The sequence below is a fragment of the Ferrovibrio terrae genome (assembly GCF_943371255.1).
Classification (GTDB): domain Bacteria; phylum Pseudomonadota; class Alphaproteobacteria; order Ferrovibrionales; family Ferrovibrionaceae; genus Ferrovibrio; species Ferrovibrio terrae_B.
Map to the genome: position 1 here is coordinate 1 of NZ_CALRUC010000111.1, position 15,124 is coordinate 15,124.

Annotated in this window: 18 protein-coding genes; 7 read left to right on the top strand and 11 right to left on the bottom strand. The window is 64.7% G+C overall.

All coding sequences use genetic code 11. From position 1 onward, the window contains the following. The 4 genes from AAG799_RS18630 to AAG799_RS18645 all read left to right on the top strand — a co-directional run. Nucleotides 1-531: AAA family ATPase (locus tag AAG799_RS18630; protein WP_341898295.1), on the top strand; the 531-nt coding region annotated here is incomplete at its 5' end. Between the two features lie 157 nt (nt 532-688). Then, a complete protein-coding gene (locus tag AAG799_RS18635; RefSeq protein ID WP_341898296.1) occupies nt 689-2,287 on the top strand; it encodes an ABC transporter substrate-binding protein in 1,599 nt (532 codons plus the stop codon). Nucleotides 2,288-2,347: 60 nt separating this feature from the next. Next, complete coding sequence (locus AAG799_RS18640; protein WP_341898297.1) at nt 2,348-3,340, top strand: ABC transporter permease; 993 nt, start codon at nt 2,348-2,350, stop codon at nt 3,338-3,340. Beyond that, nucleotides 3,337-4,275, top strand: a complete 939-nt coding sequence (locus AAG799_RS18645) for an ABC transporter permease (RefSeq protein ID WP_341898299.1) — start codon at nt 3,337-3,339, stop codon at nt 4,273-4,275. The genes AAG799_RS18640 and AAG799_RS18645 overlap by 4 nt, the downstream gene beginning before the upstream one ends. A 6-nt stretch (nt 4,276-4,281) precedes the next feature. On the opposite strand, the gene AAG799_RS18650 is transcribed toward AAG799_RS18645, so the two are convergent. The 8 genes from AAG799_RS18650 to AAG799_RS18685 form a co-directional block, all read right to left on the bottom strand. Continuing rightward, on the bottom strand, nt 4,282-4,968 hold the full coding sequence (locus AAG799_RS18650; protein ID WP_341898300.1) for a hypothetical protein: 687 nt from the start codon (nt 4,966-4,968) through the stop codon (nt 4,282-4,284). 23 nt (nt 4,969-4,991) lie between these two features. Further along, on the bottom strand, nt 4,992-5,420 hold the full coding sequence (locus tag AAG799_RS18655) for an HIT family protein (RefSeq protein ID WP_341898302.1): 429 nt from the start codon (nt 5,418-5,420) through the stop codon (nt 4,992-4,994). A gap of 53 nt (nt 5,421-5,473) precedes the next feature. Further along, nucleotides 5,474-6,664: a GNAT family N-acetyltransferase gene (locus AAG799_RS18660; protein WP_341898303.1), complete on the bottom strand. Its 1,191-nt coding sequence runs from the start codon at nt 6,662-6,664 to the stop codon at nt 5,474-5,476. A 10-nt stretch (nt 6,665-6,674) separates the two neighbouring features. After that, nucleotides 6,675-7,430, bottom strand: a complete 756-nt coding sequence (locus tag AAG799_RS18665; protein WP_341898304.1) for a glycerophosphodiester phosphodiesterase — start codon at nt 7,428-7,430, stop codon at nt 6,675-6,677. A gap of 9 nt (nt 7,431-7,439) precedes the next feature. Further along, nucleotides 7,440-7,907 carry a RidA family protein gene (locus AAG799_RS18670; RefSeq protein WP_341898305.1) on the bottom strand — a complete coding sequence of 156 codons (468 nt, stop codon included), beginning with the start codon at nt 7,905-7,907 and terminating at the stop codon, nt 7,440-7,442. 4 nt (nt 7,908-7,911) lie between these two features. Then, the gene (locus AAG799_RS18675) at nt 7,912-8,373 is read right to left on the bottom strand and encodes a RidA family protein (RefSeq protein WP_341898306.1); all 462 of its coding nucleotides are present in this window, start codon (nt 8,371-8,373) and stop codon (nt 7,912-7,914) included. A 118-nt stretch (nt 8,374-8,491) separates the two neighbouring features. After that, nucleotides 8,492-9,199 carry a GGDEF domain-containing protein gene (locus AAG799_RS18680; RefSeq protein WP_341898307.1) on the bottom strand — a complete coding sequence of 236 codons (708 nt, stop codon included), beginning with the start codon at nt 9,197-9,199 and terminating at the stop codon, nt 8,492-8,494. 151 nt (nt 9,200-9,350) lie between these two features. Continuing rightward, nucleotides 9,351-10,310 carry a D-glycerate dehydrogenase gene (locus tag AAG799_RS18685; RefSeq protein ID WP_341898308.1) on the bottom strand — a complete coding sequence of 320 codons (960 nt, stop codon included), beginning with the start codon at nt 10,308-10,310 and terminating at the stop codon, nt 9,351-9,353. Nucleotides 10,311-10,465: 155 nt separating this feature from the next. Between AAG799_RS18685 and AAG799_RS18690 the strand changes: the two genes are divergently transcribed. Further along, nucleotides 10,466-11,308, top strand: coding sequence for a DUF1849 family protein (locus tag AAG799_RS18690; RefSeq protein ID WP_341898309.1), 843 nt, complete (start codon nt 10,466-10,468; stop codon nt 11,306-11,308). A gap of 3 nt (nt 11,309-11,311) precedes the next feature. Here the strand turns inward: AAG799_RS18690 and AAG799_RS18695 are convergent, their stop codons facing one another. Together AAG799_RS18695 and AAG799_RS18700 are read right to left on the bottom strand one after the other, a co-directional pair. Then, a complete protein-coding gene (locus tag AAG799_RS18695; RefSeq protein ID WP_341898316.1) occupies nt 11,312-12,211 on the bottom strand; it encodes an ROK family protein in 900 nt (299 codons plus the stop codon). 20 nt (nt 12,212-12,231) lie between these two features. Continuing rightward, entirely contained in the window at nt 12,232-12,888 is a 657-nt protein-coding gene (locus tag AAG799_RS18700; protein ID WP_341898310.1) for a hypothetical protein, read from the bottom strand. Between the two features lie 146 nt (nt 12,889-13,034). Between AAG799_RS18700 and AAG799_RS18705 the strand changes: the two genes are divergently transcribed. Both AAG799_RS18705 and AAG799_RS18710 read left to right on the top strand, forming a co-directional pair. After that, entirely contained in the window at nt 13,035-13,409 is a 375-nt protein-coding gene (locus AAG799_RS18705; protein WP_144069616.1) for a response regulator, read from the top strand. 22 nt (nt 13,410-13,431) lie between these two features. Then, a complete protein-coding gene (locus AAG799_RS18710; protein ID WP_341898314.1) occupies nt 13,432-14,796 on the top strand; it encodes a PleD family two-component system response regulator in 1,365 nt (454 codons plus the stop codon). A 94-nt stretch (nt 14,797-14,890) separates the two neighbouring features. Here AAG799_RS18710 and rpmG read toward each other — a convergent pair whose 3' ends face one another. Next, nucleotides 14,891-15,058 (bottom strand): 50S ribosomal protein L33, encoded by a 168-nt coding sequence (gene rpmG, locus AAG799_RS18715; RefSeq protein WP_297684618.1) that lies wholly within the window; start codon nt 15,056-15,058, stop codon nt 14,891-14,893. Nucleotides 15,059-15,124: the final 66 nt, after the last annotated feature.

The following is a 15,124-nucleotide window of genomic DNA, read 5'->3' on the forward strand; positions in this document are numbered from 1 at the left end:
CATGTCGATTTCCGCAACGTCGTGCTGATCATGACCACCAATGCCGGCGCGTCTGAAATGTCGAAGAATGCCATCGGCTTTGGCCGCGACATGAAGGAAGGCGAGGACGAAGAGGCGATCAAGAAGATGTTCACGCCGGAATTCCGCAATCGTCTGGATGCGGTGATCCCGTTTGCGTCCCTGTCGCCCGATGTCATCTACAAGGTGGTCGACAAGTTCGTCGCCCAGCTGGAAGGCCAGCTGGCCGACCGCAATGTCACCGTCGCCCTGACCGACGAGGCCCGTGCCTGGCTGGCCGAGCGCGGTTACGACAAGCTCTATGGCGCCCGTCCGCTCGGCCGGGTGATCCAGGAGCACATCAAGAAGCCGCTGGCCGACGAGCTGCTATTCGGGTCGCTGGTGAAGGGCGGTCACGTGCTTGTGAAGGTCGAGGACGACAAGCTGGCCTTCGAATTCACCGCTGAAAAGGGCGCCAAGGGCGGCCCCGCCGACGGGGCCCCGGACGGCAAGGTACCGGAATACGCGCATTAGTCTTTGACGTTACGTCACAGGCCGCGTGTCCGTAGACATAAAATTCCCATAAAACTACAGTGTTCGCATGCGGATGCGGGCTGGATTTCCAGCCCGCATCCCGGCGAACCGGCACGGTCTGTGCCCGATTGAAAAAACGATAAACAGGAGGCTTTCGATGGCCGCATTCCGACTGAAGACCGCCTTGCTGGCGGGCGCGCTTGCGCTGACCCTGCCGCTGGCTGCCGCCCCGGCGCTGGCACAGGGCAAGGTGCTGCGCTGGGCTAGCCAGGGCGATTACCTCACCATGGACCCGCATAGCCAGAACGAGGGCCTGACCCGCACCGGCAGCTTCCAGACCTATGAGGGTCTGGTGGGCTACAGCGCCGACCTGAAATTCGTGCCTGCACTGGCCACATCGTGGAAGGCCGTCAACGACACCACCTGGGAATTCAAGCTGCGCCAGGGCGTGAAATTCCATGACGGCGCCGATTTCACCGCCGATGACGTGGTCTTCTCGGTCAAGCGCGCGCAACATCCGGCGTCCGACTTCAAGACCTACATCGCCTCGGTGAAGGAGGTGAAGAAGATCGACTCGCACACCGTGCATGTCGAGACCAACGGCGCCAATCCGATCCTGCCGAACCAGATCGCCAATATCTTCATCCTGTCCAAGGCCTGGGCGGAAAAGAACAACGTGGTCAATCCGCAGTCCTACAAGGACAAGGAAGAGACCTTCGCCGTGCGCAACACCAACGGCACCGGCCCCTTCATGCTGAAGCAGCGCGAGCAGGATGTGCGCACGGTGATGGTGCGCAATCCGACCTGGTGGGGCCTCAAGGACAACCCGCATAACATCGACGAGATCGTCTACACCCCGGTCACCACGCCGGCCACCCGCGTCGCCGCGCTGCTGTCGAGCCAGCTCGATTTCGTGCTCGATGTGCCGGTGCAGGACGTGGAACGCGTCAAGCGTTCGCCGGGTCTGCAGGTGAAGAAGACCAACGAGATCCGCTCGATCTTCCTCGGTCTCGATGTCGGCAGTGCGGAGCTGAAGTATTCCGATGTGAAGGGTAAGAATCCCTTCGCCGACAAGCGCGTGCGCCAGGCTATGTACCATGCCATCGACATGCAGGCGATTGCCCAGAAGGTGATGCGCGGCGATGCCGTGGTGGCTGGCATGATCACCTCGCCGGGCGTGCATGGCTACAACACCGCTATCGACAAGCGCCTGCCGTATGACGTCAACAAGGCCAAGGCCCTGCTGAAGGATGCGGGTTATCCGAACGGCTTCGGCGTCAAGCTCGACTGCTCGAACGACCGCTATGTGAACGACGAGGGCGTCTGCCAGGCCGTGGTCGGCATGCTGGCCCAGGCCGGCATCAAGGTCGATCTGGCGGCGCAGTCGAAGACCCTGCATTTCCCCAAGCTGCAGAAGAAGGATACCAGCTTCTTCCTGCTCGGCTGGGGCGTGCCGACCTTCGACAGCCACTATGTCTTCTCGTATCTGGTGCAGACCCCGGATGGCAAGAACGGCAGCTGGAACTTCACCAACTACTCGAACCCCAAGCTGGATGCCATGTTCAACGGCATGCTCAGCGAGCTGGACCAGGGCAAGCGTGACAAGCTGATCGCCGATGCCTGGAACATCATCAACGACGAGGTGATCTACCTGCCGCTGCATCACCAGGTGCTGAACTGGGCGATGAGCGACAAGCTGGATATGCCGATCATCGCGGACAACGTGCCGCGCTTCCACTTCGCCAAGATGAAGTAACACGCGCCGCCGCCCCGGGTCACATCGGGGCGGCGGAGTCTTATTGCAAGTACAGGCCCCATGCTCGGTTACATTGTCGGACGACTGGCGCAGGCGCTGGCGGTCATGCTGGCTGTCGCTCTGGTCGCTTTCCTTTTATTCAATTATGTCGGCGACCCGATCAACAACATGGTCGGGCAGGAAGCCACGACGATGGATCGTCAGGAGCTGCGCGACCAGCTGGGCCTCGACGACCCAGCGCCGGTGCAGTTCGCCCGTTTCCTTGGCAATGCGATCCAGGGCAATTTCGGCCTGTCCTACCGTATGAAGCGCCCGGTGGCGGCGCTGATCCAGGAACGACTGCCGGCCACCCTGGAGCTGGTTTTCCTCTCGGCGCTGGCCTCGCTGGTGGTTGGCCTGCCGCTGGGCGTCTATACGGCGCTGCGGCGCGACAGCTGGTTCAGCCGCGTGGTGCTGACCACCAGCCTGGTCGGCGTTTCGCTGCCCACCTTCGTCATCGGCATCGGCCTGATCTACCTGCTGTCGGTGCAGTTCGACCTGCTGCCCAGCTTCGGGCGCGGGCAGGTGGTGTCGCTCGGCTGGTGGACCACCGGCTTCCTCACCAAATCGGGCTGGGCCGCCATCGTCATGCCGGCAATCACGCTCAGCCTCTACCAGCTCACGCTGGTGCTGCGCCTGGTGCGCACCGAGATGATGGAAGTGCTGCGCACCGACTATATCAAATTCGCCCGGGCCCGCGGCCTGAGTAACCGCGTCGTGCATTTCCGCCATGCGCTGAAAAACACCATGATGCCGGTGGTCACCATCGTCGGGCTGCAGATCGGCGGCCTGATCGCCTTTTCCATCGTCACCGAGACTGTCTTCCAGTGGCCGGGCATGGGGCTTTTGTTCATCCAGGCGGTCGGCTTCGCCGATATCCCGGTGATGGCGGCCTATCTGGTGCTGGTCGGTGCCATGTTCGTGGTGCTCAACCTGATGGTCGATCTGGCCTATTTCGTGATTGATCCGCGCCTGCGGGTGGATCGTGCCAAGGCGGCGGGGAAGGCAACATGAGCGCCCCCCTCATGAATACGCCCCTCGCCCTGCTGCGGCGCTGGTATGACAGCGACCTGGCCTTCAGCTTCCGCAGCTCGCCATCGGTGGTAATCGCCGCCGTGGTGGCCGTGGTCATCATCATGGCCGCGGTGTTTGCCCCGCTGGTGGCGCCATTCAATCCCTTCGATCCGGGCGCCCTGAAACTGATGGACGCCTTCACCGCGCCGGCCTGGACCGATGAGGGCAAGATGCCCTATCTGCTCGGCACCGACGATCAGGGCCGCGACCTGCTGTCCACCATCCTGTATGGCAGCCGCATCTCGCTGCTGGTCGGCTTTGCCGCAATTGCCTTCGCCGCCGTATTCGGCACCCTGATCGGCGTGCTCTGCGGTTATCGCGGCGGCTGGCTGGATGTTGCCGTCATGCGTACCGCCGATGTGCAGCTGACCATCCCCAGCATCCTCATCGCGCTGACCATCGACGGCGTCACCCGCACGGCACTGCCGCGCGAGCTGCATAACGAGATCGCGATTTTCGTCCTGATCTTCGCCATCGGCATCGCCGACTGGCCGCAATTTGCCCGCGTCGCCCGCTCGGCGGCGCTGGTGGAGCGCCACAAGGATTATGTCTCGGCCGCCCGGGTGATCGGCCAGCCCTCATGGGTGATCGTGCTGCGCCATGTGCTGCCCAACACGCTGGGCCCGGTGCTGGTGCTGGCGACCGTCGGCCTGGCGCTTGCGGTGCTGTCGGAGGCAACGCTCAGCTTCCTCGGTGTCGGCGTGCCGCCGACGCAGCCCTCACTGGGTACGCTGATCCGCGTCGGCCAGAGCTTCCTGTTCAGCGGCGAATGGTGGATCACCTTCTTTCCGGCGATGACGCTGGTGCTGCTGGTTCTGGCGGTGAATGTGCTGGGCGACTGGCTGCGCGACGCGCTGAACCCCAAGCTGCGCTGAACGCCGCTAGTTGAGTTTGCTGCGCACCTTGTCTTTCCAGTATTTGCGCTTCGCCGGATCGGCGGGAATGCCGGGGCGGCCATCGGCATAGAGCTGCGCCAGGTCCAGCATGGCGGCGACATAGCCGGCCCTGGCCGAGCGCTCCAGCCAGCGCAGTTCTTCCTTGGGGTCGACCACGACACCATCGCCGCTGTTGTAGCGCGAGGCCAGGATATAGGCCTCGGCGGCATCGCCCAGTTCGGCGGCCTGCCGGCCGGCGCGCAGGGCCTGCTCGGCATTCTTCATGTAGCGGTAGCAGTCGGCCAGCAGGGTCCAGATCTTCACGTCATTGGGTGCGGCGATGACGGCCAGTTCCAGCTCGTCTGCCGCCTGGGCGTATTCGTTGATCAGCGCGGCAAAACCGGCAAAGCGATAGCGATAGGCGGCGGCACCGCCCGAGGCGGCGATGGCGGCCCGCAGGGCCTGCAGCCCCTCGGCATAGGCGCCGCTGGCGAAATGCGCATGGCCGAGCAGGGCATGCAGTTCGGGTTCCTTGGGATTGGCGGCAATCGCCTTCTCGCAGGCCTTGGTCAGACCGCGCTGTGCCTGCTCCTGGCATTGCGCGGCATAATCCTCGGCCGTGGCCGGCGCACTGGCCAGCAGCAGGGCGCCGGCCAGCAGCAGGAGCGGCAACAACAGATGCCAGGACTTCACGATCTGACTCGCATGGTCAGAGCTTACAGTCTTGCCTTGATATCGGCAGCCAGTTTCGCGATGGCTTCGTGGTCGCCCGGCGACAGGCTCCAGTTCAGCTTGGCATTGTCGCCCAGCCGGCGCGGCAGCACATGCACGTGATAATGCTGCACCGACTGCGCCGCGCCCGGCCCGTTGGCCTGCACGATATTGATGCCGTCATTGGTCACGGCATCGGCGACGGCCACCGCGATCTTCTTGGCGGTGCGGGCGACAGCGGCGATGCTGTCATCGCTCGCCTCGAACAGGTTGGGGAAATGGCCCTTGCTCAGCACCAGCGCATGGCCGTGGTTGAAGGGATTGATATCCATGATGGCGAAGGTGAGGTCGTCTTCATAAAGTTTGAAGCTTGGCGCCTCGCCCTTCACGATCTTGCAGAATATGCAGCCGCCGTCATGCGGTATGCCCGCCATGTCATCGTCCTCCCTGCCTGTACCCCGATGTTATCCCGGGTCTGGCAGACAGACTATTCGCTTTCCTCGGGCGCCGTCACCTGACGAAAGGGTGAGTGCTGGTCCATGGCGGCGATCATGCCGGTCATATAGGCCCGTTCCTCCTTGAGGAAGCGGGCCACGGCAGTCTGGAAGGCCGGCTCGGCCATCCAGTGCACCGAATGGATCGGCACGGGCAGGTAGCCGCGCGCCAGCTTGTGCTCGCCCTGGGCGCCGGCCTCGACGCGGCCCAGGCCATGCCGGATGGCATAGTCGATGGCCTGGTAATAGCAGCATTCGAAATGCAGGCAGGGGTGATACTCGATGCAGCCCCAGTTGCGGCCATACAGCGTGTCGCCGCCCAGCATGTTCCAGGCTCCGGCGATCCAGCGGCCCGCGCGCTGCGCCATCACCAGCATGATACGGTCGGCCATGGTGGCCTGCAGGCGGCGGAAGAAATCGCGGTTCAGATAGGGCCGGCCCCATTTGCGGCTGCCGGTATCCATGTAGAAGTCGAAAAAGGCATCCCAGTGTTCATCCGTCAGGGCGGCACCCTGCAGCGTCTGGATCTCGATCCCGGCCTCGACGGCATCGCGGCGTTCCTTGCGGATCGCCTTGCGCTTGCGCGAGGCAAGCTGCGCCAGGAAGGCATCGAAATCGCTGTAGCCGTCATTCTGCCAGTGGAACTGCTCGCCGATGCGCAGCAGCAGGCCGTTGCCCTCGGCCCAGCCGGCTTCAGCCTCGGTGAGGAAATTCACATGGAAGGACGAGAGGCCGTAGCGTTTCACGATCTCGCGGGCGCCCTGCAGCAGCGCACCGGCCACGGTGGGGAAATCCTCGCCGGGCGCCACCAGGAAGCGCGGCCCGGTGACGGGCGAGAAGGGCACAGCGGCCAGCAGCTTGGGATAATACTGGCCGCCGGCACGGGCATAGCCCTCGGCCCAGCCGTGATCGAAGATGTATTCGCCCTGGCTGTGGCCCTTGATGTAGAGCGGCATGGCCCCGATCACGCGGCCGCAGTCATCCTCGGCCACCAGATGGGTCGGCTGCCAGCCGGTGCGCGGCGTGACGCAGCCCGATTGCTCCAGGGCATCGAGAAAGGCATGGCAGACGAAAGGATTATCGCCGCCGGCGCAGGCATCCCAGGCCGTGGCCGGCAGCTCGGCGATCCGTGCCAGCGCACGGATGGTGATTTTGCTTGCTGCCCCGGCGGTGCCGCCTGTCATGCCAATACAATCATGCCTGGGTCGACAGATCCTCGAAGATCACATTGTCGGCATGGGCCGCCGCGCGCGCCCGTTCCGACGGTGTGCGCACGGTCCAGCTCAGCAGCGGCAGGCCGCGCCGCCGTGCCGCCGCGGTGATTTCCGACGGCAGGTCGCGCACGTCGTAGGCGAGGAAATCGGGGTTGCCGTAACCGTTCATCAGGGCGCGTTTCAGCTGCAGCCGGGTAAACCAGCTAAGGCCCTTGGTCATATTGACAAGGTCGGTCGCGATCTGGCCGCGCACGATCTGCGGCGCGTTCTTCTCGAACCATTTCACGGTGCGCGGATTGAACGATTGCACCACGAAGGGACCGGGATAATGCTGCAGCATGCGGGCCACGCTGGTTTCCAGCGTGCCGACCGGCTCGCCCTTGTCCTTCTTGATCTCGACCACCAGCGGCACGGCACCCTGCACCAGGTCGAGCAGGTCGCGGAAACTGGGCACGGTTTCCGCGGTGCCGAGCAGCTTGAGCGGCTTCAGCTCGGCCAGCGGCATCCGGCTGACGACCCCTTCGCGGCCGCAGAGCCGTGTGAGGTCGGGATCGTGGAACACCACGACCTGCTGGTCGCCGGTGATGCGCACATCGGTCTCGATGGCAAAGCCGGCTTCCATCGCCTTGCGGAAGGCGAGCAGGGAGTTTTCCGGCACGCCCTTGGCGATGTCATGCAGGCCGCGATGCGCCACCGGTGTCTTGGTCAGCCATTTCGGAATGTCGGTGCGGGCCATGCGGAACTCTCAGTGCAGCAGAAAGACGGCATCGGCCTCGAAGGCGATGTCGAAGGGAAGCGAAGGCGACGCCGTCGTGGTGCGGGCCGGGCGGTTCTCGACGCCGAACAGATCGGTGAGCAGGTCGGTGGCGCCATTGGCGACCTTCTGCGCATCGACGAAATCCGGCACCGCATTGACCAGGCACAGCAGTTTGACGCAGCAGGCAATGCGGTCAAGGTCGCCATCGCAGGCCACTTCCATATGCGCCAGCAGGTTCAGCGCGGTAAGGGCTGCGGCAGCATAGCCGTCCTCGAAGCTCAGCGTGCCGCCGACCTTGCCGCGATAGCGGATCTCGGGGCCCCAGGTGGGACCGACGCCGGCGACATGCACCAGCTTGCCGACGGTGACGAAGCCGACATAGCTGGCCACGGGCGTTGGTGGCGGTGGCAGGTGCAGCCCGCTGGCATGCAGGCGGGCGGCAACGAGACCACTCATCGGCTCAGGCGATCTCGAAAATGGCGTCGACTTCGACAGCCACGCCGCGCGGCAGCGACACGGCGCCGACAGCGAAGCGGGCATGCTTGCCGGCCTCGCCGAACACATCCACCATCAGGTCGGAGGCGCCGTTGATCACCTGCGGATGATCGATGAAATCGGGCGTGCAATTGACGAAGCCGCCAACCTTGGCGCAGCGCTTGATGCGGTCGAGGCTGCCGCCCAGGGCGTTGCGGGCCTGCGAGATGATGTTGAGGCCGCACAGGCGCGCCGCCTGCTTGCCGGTCTCGATGTCGATGCCGGCGCCGAGCTTGCCGAGATAGCGCACTTCGCCGTTGAAAATGGTGATCTGGCCGGCGACGAACAGCAGGTTGCCGGCGATCACGGTCGGCACGTAATTGGCGGCCGGCGCGGCGGGGGCGGGCAGCTCGATCTTGAGGGCGGCGAGGCGGGCGTCATGGCTCATGGTTGCAGTCCTTGGGCGCTATCCTGGGGATGGGCAGTATGGATGATACTGTCTAGCCCGGATGGCGCGCGGATGGCAACGCGCGGCGGTCTGTTGGGTGGGGGCGGGCGAGTGGCCGTCAGCTGCCGCGGCGATCCTGCTTGCGGACATACATGGCGCGGTCGCCCTCGCGCAGCAGGCCCTGCAGATCGGCCTGGCCGTCGTAACCGGCCAGACCATAGCTGATGCCCACCGGGATCAGGCTGTCACCAAAGCGCAGCGGCTGGCGTTCGATGCGCACCGCCAGTTCGGTCAGGCGGGTTTCCGCCTGGTCGCGGGTGGCGCCGGGCATCGCCAGCACGAATTCGTCGCCATGCAGGCGGGCGAGGCAGTCGGTGGCGCGCGCAATCGGGCCCAGGCGCAGGGCAATCTGGCACAGCACGGCGTCGCCGGCGGCATGGCCGTAGCGGTCGTTGATGGCCTTGAACCGGTCGAGGTCGAGGAAGGCCAGCGTCCCACCATGGCCATCGCGGCGTGCGCGGGCCAGGTCGTTGGCCATGAAGCTCTCGAAGGCACGGCGGTTGGGCAGGCCGGTCAGCTCGTCGGTGGTGGACAGGGCCTCCAGCTCGGCGATGCGGCCGGCCTGGTCGATCAGCTGCTGCTCGCTTTCGGCCGCCGCTGTCAGGATCTGTTCCACCAGGTTCCGCTTGATCGGGTCGGGATCGCGGCGCAGCGCCAGCCGCAGCCGCAGCACCAGGCTGGCAAAGCCGGCAGACGTGGGTGCGCTGGTCTCGCCGGTGGTGGCGAGGGTCCAGGTGGGCAGCTGTGAATCGTTTGCGGGCATCATGGCAATCATTCCTCGCTTTTAACAAAGCAAGGCATATGCCAGAGCGGAAATTGCGGAAAACTAACAATATTTCCGAGAGGCCTGAGGCAGAATTTGCCGGTCTCCCGGGGTCCACAGGGTTACCAGGATGGCCGAATCGTGGCGCCGGGTCCTAGAGCGGATACGGCGCCGGTCGGCCGGCCAGCACGGCATCGATGTTGTCCAGCGCCATGAAGCCCATGCGGTCGCGGGTTTCGATGGTGGCGCTGCCCAGATGCGGCAGCAGATAGGTATTCGGCAGGGCGAGGTAGGCCGGGTTGAGGTTCGGCTCGCCGGCAAACACATCCAGTCCGGCCGCCCGCAGTTTGCCGGTGGTCAGCGCGGCAATCAGGGTGGCATCCTCAATCATGTCGCCGCGCGCCGTGTTCACCACGATGGCGCCATCGGGCAGCCGGGCGATGGCGGCGGTATTCAGGATATGGCGGGTCTCCGGCGAGGAAGGCGCATTGATCGACAGGATGTCGCTCACCGCCAGCAGGCTGTCCAGGCTGGCATGGAACACCGCGCCCTGTTCCTCGCCGGCGGGCAGGCGGCGGCGATTATGGTAATGGATGGTCAGGCCGAAGCCGCGGGCGCGCTGGGCCACCGCCTGGCCGATCCGGCCCATGCCGAAGATGCCGAGCCGTTTGCCGCTGAAATCGACGCCCAGCAGCATGGTGGAGGTCCAGCCCGTCCATTCGCCCCGGCGCACCATCTGCTGCGCTTCATAACCCCTGCGGGCGGCGCCCAGCATCAGCAGCATGGCGATATTGGCGGTCGCCTCGGTCATTGCGCCGGGTGTGTTGGCGACGACGATGCCCCGCGCCCGGCAGGCGGCGACGTCGATATGCTCGTAGCCGACCGAGAAGGTCGAGATCGCCTTGATGCTGGCGGGCAGGCGGCTGACCAGATCGGCGGTGATCTTCTCCGAGGTGCAGATCAGCATGGCATCGGCGCCGGCGGCAGCGGCCAGCAACGCGTCTGCCGTGTAAATCCGGTCGTCCGGATTAAGCCGTGCGTCGTAATCGCGGGTTGCGCGCGCCTCTACCGCCGGCGGCAGTTTGCGGGTAACGAGAACAACGGGCCGGGCCATGCAAACCTCCAGCAGAAGCCGATTCCATCTTATATGGCACGGCCGGTTCCTTTCCATTCCGGCTAACGCTATTCTGGGGCACGATTTTCGCCCCACCCCAAGGGTGTGACAGGTATGGCCGCAGGATGATGGCCCGGATTGCAGTTCTGCACCCGATGACAGTTGCGCTGTATCGCACGGTGCTGGTTGTTTGCCTCCTGCTTGGCCTCATGGCCGTGCCGGCGACGGCCATCCATGCGCAGGACAGCGCCGAGATGCAGGCCATTGCCCGCAACCTGGTCAGCCATCGCGCGCTGTATACGCTGTCCGTCGCCCGCCTCGATCCGCGCAACTACCGCAGCGGCATTGCCGGCGGCCTCAGTCTGGAATTCGTGCATGCCTGCGACGGCTATGTGCTGAACCAGCGGTTTGTCATCGAGACCACCACCGATGACGGCACCATCCTCAACAACATGGTGCTGAATTCGTGGGAGGCGCTGGACGGCCAGAGCTTCCGTTTCAAGATGAAGGACGAGGTCAACGGCGACATTGAGCAGGAACTGAATGGCGAAGCCCGGGTCAACAGCCGCAGCGGTGGCAGCGTGCGCTTCACCCTGCCGGAAGATACCGCTCTGGCCCTGCCGCCGATGACGCTGTTTCCCACCGATCATACGGTGCGCCTGCTGGCTCTGGCGCGCAGTGGCGGCAACTGGCTGCAGGCCAGTGTCTACGACGGCGCATCATCGGACGCTTACAGCGAAGTCGGCGGTTTCATCGGCGGCGAGCTGCCGCCTGAAAGCGGTACAAATCCGGTGCTGGAGCCGCTGAAAGGCCAGCGGTCGTGGCGCATCCGGCTGGCCTATTTCACATCGGACAAGGCGCAGGACACACCGGATTATGAAATCGCCTATCGCCTCTACGAGAACGGCGTGGCCGATGACATCGTGTTCGATTACGGCGATTACGCGATCCGCGCCACGCTGAAACTGCTCGAGCTGAAACCGCGCGACGCCTGCTGAATTTTATTCCGGCGGCCACAGCCAGGCGGCGCCGCGCACGCCGGAACTGTCGCCATGGCGGTTCTTCGCCAGCGGCGTATTGACCGTGTCGGAGAACACGAAGGCCCCCCACAGCTTCGGCACATTGCGATACAGCCGGTCGAGATTCGACAGGCCGCCGCCCAGCACGACGATATCGGGATCGACCACGTTGAGGATGGCGGCAAGGCCGCGTGCCAGCCGGTGCTCGTAGCGCTGCAGCGCCGCTTCGGCCTGCACATCGCCGGCTTCGGCAGCCGTGACGATGGCGGCCGCCTTCATGTCGCGTCCGGTCTGCGCGCGGAAATCACGCTCCAGACCGGTGCCGGACAGGAAGGTTTCCTGGCAGCCGCGCTTGCCGCAATAGCATTTTGGTCCGGGCAGTTCATCGGGCTGCGGCCAGGGCAGGGGATTGTGCCCCCATTCGCCGGCAATGGCATTGGGGCCGACCAGCACGCGGCCATCGACGACGATCCCAGAGCCGCAGCCGGTGCCGAGAATGACGCCGAACACCACGCCGTGGCCGGCGCCGGCACCATCGCTGGCTTCCGACAAGGCAAAGCAGTTGGCATCATTGGCCAGGCGCACCGGGCGGCCGGTGGCCTCGGCCAGGTCGCGGTCGAGCGGATGACCGATCAACCACACCGAGTTGGCATTCTTGATCAGGCCGGTGGCCGGCGAGATGGTGCCGGGAATGCCGACGCCGATCGGCCCGGTCGCGCCGGCTTCGCTGGCTACCGCCTGTGCCAGATCGCGCAGGGCCGTCACGGTGGCCGCATAGTCGTCGCGCGGCGCCGGCACGCGACGGCGGGCCCGGATGCTGCCATCGCCGGCCAGGGCGATGGCCTCGATTTTGGTGCCGCCGAGGTCGATCCCGATCCGCATGCCGCTCTCCTTGAAGCCGGTCACGTTTGCGTCAGCAGGCTGTGGATATGCGTCTGCAGATCCGGCCAGGTGTCGGCACGATGATGGCAGTCCGGCGCCGGGCCGAGCAGGGCGGCCAGCCGCTGGTCGGCGATATAATGCAGGCGATGGGTGGCGGGGGCCATCTGGGCCACGGATGTGTGATTGTGGGGGATATCGTCCACGAAGGCGGCCGGTGCCATGACCTGCCGCAGCAGGGTGGCGACCGCGGGCCCTTTGGGACCGGTATTGGCGATCAGCGGATAGGCCATGCCGTGGCGGGCCAGGGCGCGGATGCGGGCCTCGCGCGCCGGCATCGGCACATTGCTCAGCACGACGATTTGGGCTGTTTCGCTCAAGGCAGCCAGCGCCTGGGCGGCGCCATCCACGGGCTCCAGTTCCTCCGTGGCCTCGGCAAAGAACCGCTGCAGCAGCGGGTGCAGGATTTCCGCCGCAACCGGGGCATTGTCCCCGCGCTGGCGGATGTTGCCGTGCAACGCATAGGAGGCCCAGTCGAAATAGAGATCGCGGCCGTCCAGGAAGCGCTCCAGGCCGCGCATGAAATAGAACAGCACCTCGTCTGCATCGACGATCAGCAGCGGCCTGCCTCGCGTAAGGGCCAGGGCGGCCAGTTGCTCGGCTACCGGGGCGGGAAGCATAGTCGGATCAGGGGATTTGAGGCTCATCTGGCGCCTGAATGTCACGGTAAACGGCTTGGCCCAGCCGGTGGGGGGTGCTACAAAATACTGGATACGCAGGGAAAACGGCGCGTGCGGCAGTAGATACTATCCGGGGATGGGGCCTGATGAGCAAGACTGTATTGATCGTCGAGGACAACGAACTCAACATGAAGTTGTTCCACGACCTGCTGGACGCCCATGGCTACCAGACCCTGCAGACCAAGGATGGCATGGAGGCCTTGGCCATGGTGCGCAAGCACCGGCCTGACCTGATCCTGATGGACATCCAGCTGCCCGAGGTTTCGGGCCTGGAAGTGATCAAGTGGATCAAGGAAGACGACAACCTGCGCAGCATCCCGGTGGTCGCCGTGACCGCGTTCGCCATGAAGGGCGATGAGGAAAAGATGCGCGAAGGCGGCTGCGACGCCTATATCGCCAAGCCAATCTCGGTGGGCAAGTTCATCGAGACGGTGAAGCAATTCCTTGACCCCAAGGCTTAAGCCTTAGCGCCCGAGTGATGCGATGACCGCGCGCATTCTGGTCGTCGACGACATCCGCACCAACGTGAAGGTGCTGGAAGCCAAGCTGACCAGTGAATATTACGAAGTGATCGCCGCGAGCAGCGGGCCGGAAGCGCTGGAAGCCGCGGCTGGCCTGAAGCCCGACCTGATCCTGCTCGATGTGATGATGCCGGGCATGGACGGCTTCGAGGTCTGCCGGCGGCTGAAGGGCGATCCCGATACCGCCCATATCCCGGTGATCATGGTCACCGCGCTGGGCGATCCGGAAGACCGCGTGCAGGGCCTGAGTGCCGGCGCCGACGATTTCCTCACCAAGCCGGTCGACGACATCGCGATGTTCGCGCGCGTGCGTTCGCTGCTGCGCGTCAAGCTGATGCTCGATGAGCTGCGCATGCGCGAGCGCACCTCGGCCTCGCTAGGTGTGATCTCGCCGCCGGTGCCAAGCCTGGATGAGGATTACGCGATGGCGCAGATCCTGCTGGTGGAAGACAATCCGCGCGACCAGGTGCGCCTGCAGCGCATGATCGAAGGCCAGTTCCGCACCGAAATGACCGCCGATGGCCTGGATGCGCTGCATCGTGCGCGCCAGGTCGAATATGATTCCGTCGTGGTCAGCCTCAGCCTGCAGAATCCCGATGGCCTGCGGCTCTGCTCGCAGTTCCGCACCACCGAGGAAACCCGCAATGTGCCGATCCTGCTGCTGGTGGGGCCGGACGACCAGAAGCAGCTGGTGAAGGGCCTGGAGATCGGCGTCACCGACTATGTGGTGCGGCCGATCGACCGCAACGAATTCATCGCCCGCCTGCGCGCCCAGGTGCGCCGCAAGCGCTATCAGGACCGCCTGCGCCTGCATTACCAGCAGAGCATGGAGATGGCGGTCACCGATCCGCTCACCGGCCTCTACAATCGCCGCTACATGGCTTCGCATCTGGCCACCCTGCTGGCGCAGAGCGCGAGCCAGCATGGCACGGCCGTGGCGATCCTCGATCTCGACTACTTCAAGAAAGTGAACGACACCCACGGCCATCCGGTGGGCGATGAAGTGCTGCGCGAGATCGGCAACCGCATCGTGCGCAACATCCGCGGCATCGACATGGCCTGCCGTTATGGCGGCGAGGAATTCGTCGTGCTGATGCCCGATACCGATCTGGAGTCGTCGGAGGTGGTGGCTAGCCGCCTGCTGCAGGCGATCGGTGGCAAGCCGGTGGCTACACGTGCCGGCGACCTGACGGTGACCTGCTCGATCGGCTGCACCTCGTCTCAGGCCGGGGACAGCGCCGACAGCCTGCTCAAGCGCGCCGACGATGCGCTGTATGAGGCCAAGAATGGCGGTCGCAACCGGATCATCTACCGGACGGCCTCCTGATCCTGCGCCGAGACCCAAAACGAAAAGCCCCGCCGGAAGGCGGGGCTTTTGAGTTCAGGCAGCCTGGCGGTGTGACACGCCGGCGCGGGAAACCTTACTTGATCTTGGTTTCCTTGAATTCGACATGCTTGCGGGCCACCGGGTCGTACTTCTTGAACGACAGCTTCTCGGTCTTGGTACGCGGGTTCTTCTTGGTCACGTAGAAGAAGCCGGTATCGGCGGTGCTCAGAAGCTTGATCTTGAGGGTAGTCGGCTTTGCCATGACTCGGTTCCAAAAATGCGTGCGGCTGGGATTGGCGGCGCAGCATAGGGATTCGCGCCCCGATGT

Bases quoted from the DNA above. Each gene is read 5' to 3' on its own strand.
- AAG799_RS18655 (WP_341898302.1), bottom strand. From the start codon at position 5,420: ATGGCGGGCATACCGCATGACGGCGGCTGCATATTCTGCAAGATCGTG.
- AAG799_RS18680 (WP_341898307.1), bottom strand. From the start codon at position 9,199: ATGATGCCCGCAAACGATTCACAGCTGCCCACCTGGACCCTCGCCACC.
- AAG799_RS18660 (WP_341898303.1), bottom strand. From the start codon at position 6,664: ATGACAGGCGGCACCGCCGGGGCAGCAAGCAAAATCACCATCCGTGCG.
- AAG799_RS18700 (WP_341898310.1), bottom strand. From the start codon at position 12,888: ATGCTTCCCGCCCCGGTAGCCGAGCAACTGGCCGCCCTGGCCCTTACG.
- AAG799_RS18665 (WP_341898304.1), bottom strand. From the start codon at position 7,430: ATGGCCCGCACCGACATTCCGAAATGGCTGACCAAGACACCGGTGGCG.
- AAG799_RS18635 (WP_341898296.1), top strand. From the start codon at position 689: ATGGCCGCATTCCGACTGAAGACCGCCTTGCTGGCGGGCGCGCTTGCG.
- AAG799_RS18710 (WP_341898314.1), top strand. From the start codon at position 13,432: ATGACCGCGCGCATTCTGGTCGTCGACGACATCCGCACCAACGTGAAG.
- rpmG (WP_297684618.1), bottom strand. From the start codon at position 15,058: ATGGCAAAGCCGACTACCCTCAAGATCAAGCTTCTGAGCACCGCCGAT.
- AAG799_RS18705 (WP_144069616.1), top strand. From the start codon at position 13,035: ATGAGCAAGACTGTATTGATCGTCGAGGACAACGAACTCAACATGAAG.
- AAG799_RS18695 (WP_341898316.1), bottom strand. From the start codon at position 12,211: ATGCGGATCGGGATCGACCTCGGCGGCACCAAAATCGAGGCCATCGCC.
- AAG799_RS18640 (WP_341898297.1), top strand. From the start codon at position 2,348: ATGCTCGGTTACATTGTCGGACGACTGGCGCAGGCGCTGGCGGTCATG.
- AAG799_RS18675 (WP_341898306.1), bottom strand. From the start codon at position 8,373: ATGAGCCATGACGCCCGCCTCGCCGCCCTCAAGATCGAGCTGCCCGCC.
- AAG799_RS18670 (WP_341898305.1), bottom strand. From the start codon at position 7,907: ATGAGTGGTCTCGTTGCCGCCCGCCTGCATGCCAGCGGGCTGCACCTG.
- AAG799_RS18685 (WP_341898308.1), bottom strand. From the start codon at position 10,310: ATGGCCCGGCCCGTTGTTCTCGTTACCCGCAAACTGCCGCCGGCGGTA.
- AAG799_RS18645 (WP_341898299.1), top strand. From the start codon at position 3,337: ATGAGCGCCCCCCTCATGAATACGCCCCTCGCCCTGCTGCGGCGCTGG.
- AAG799_RS18690 (WP_341898309.1), top strand. From the start codon at position 10,466: ATGACAGTTGCGCTGTATCGCACGGTGCTGGTTGTTTGCCTCCTGCTT.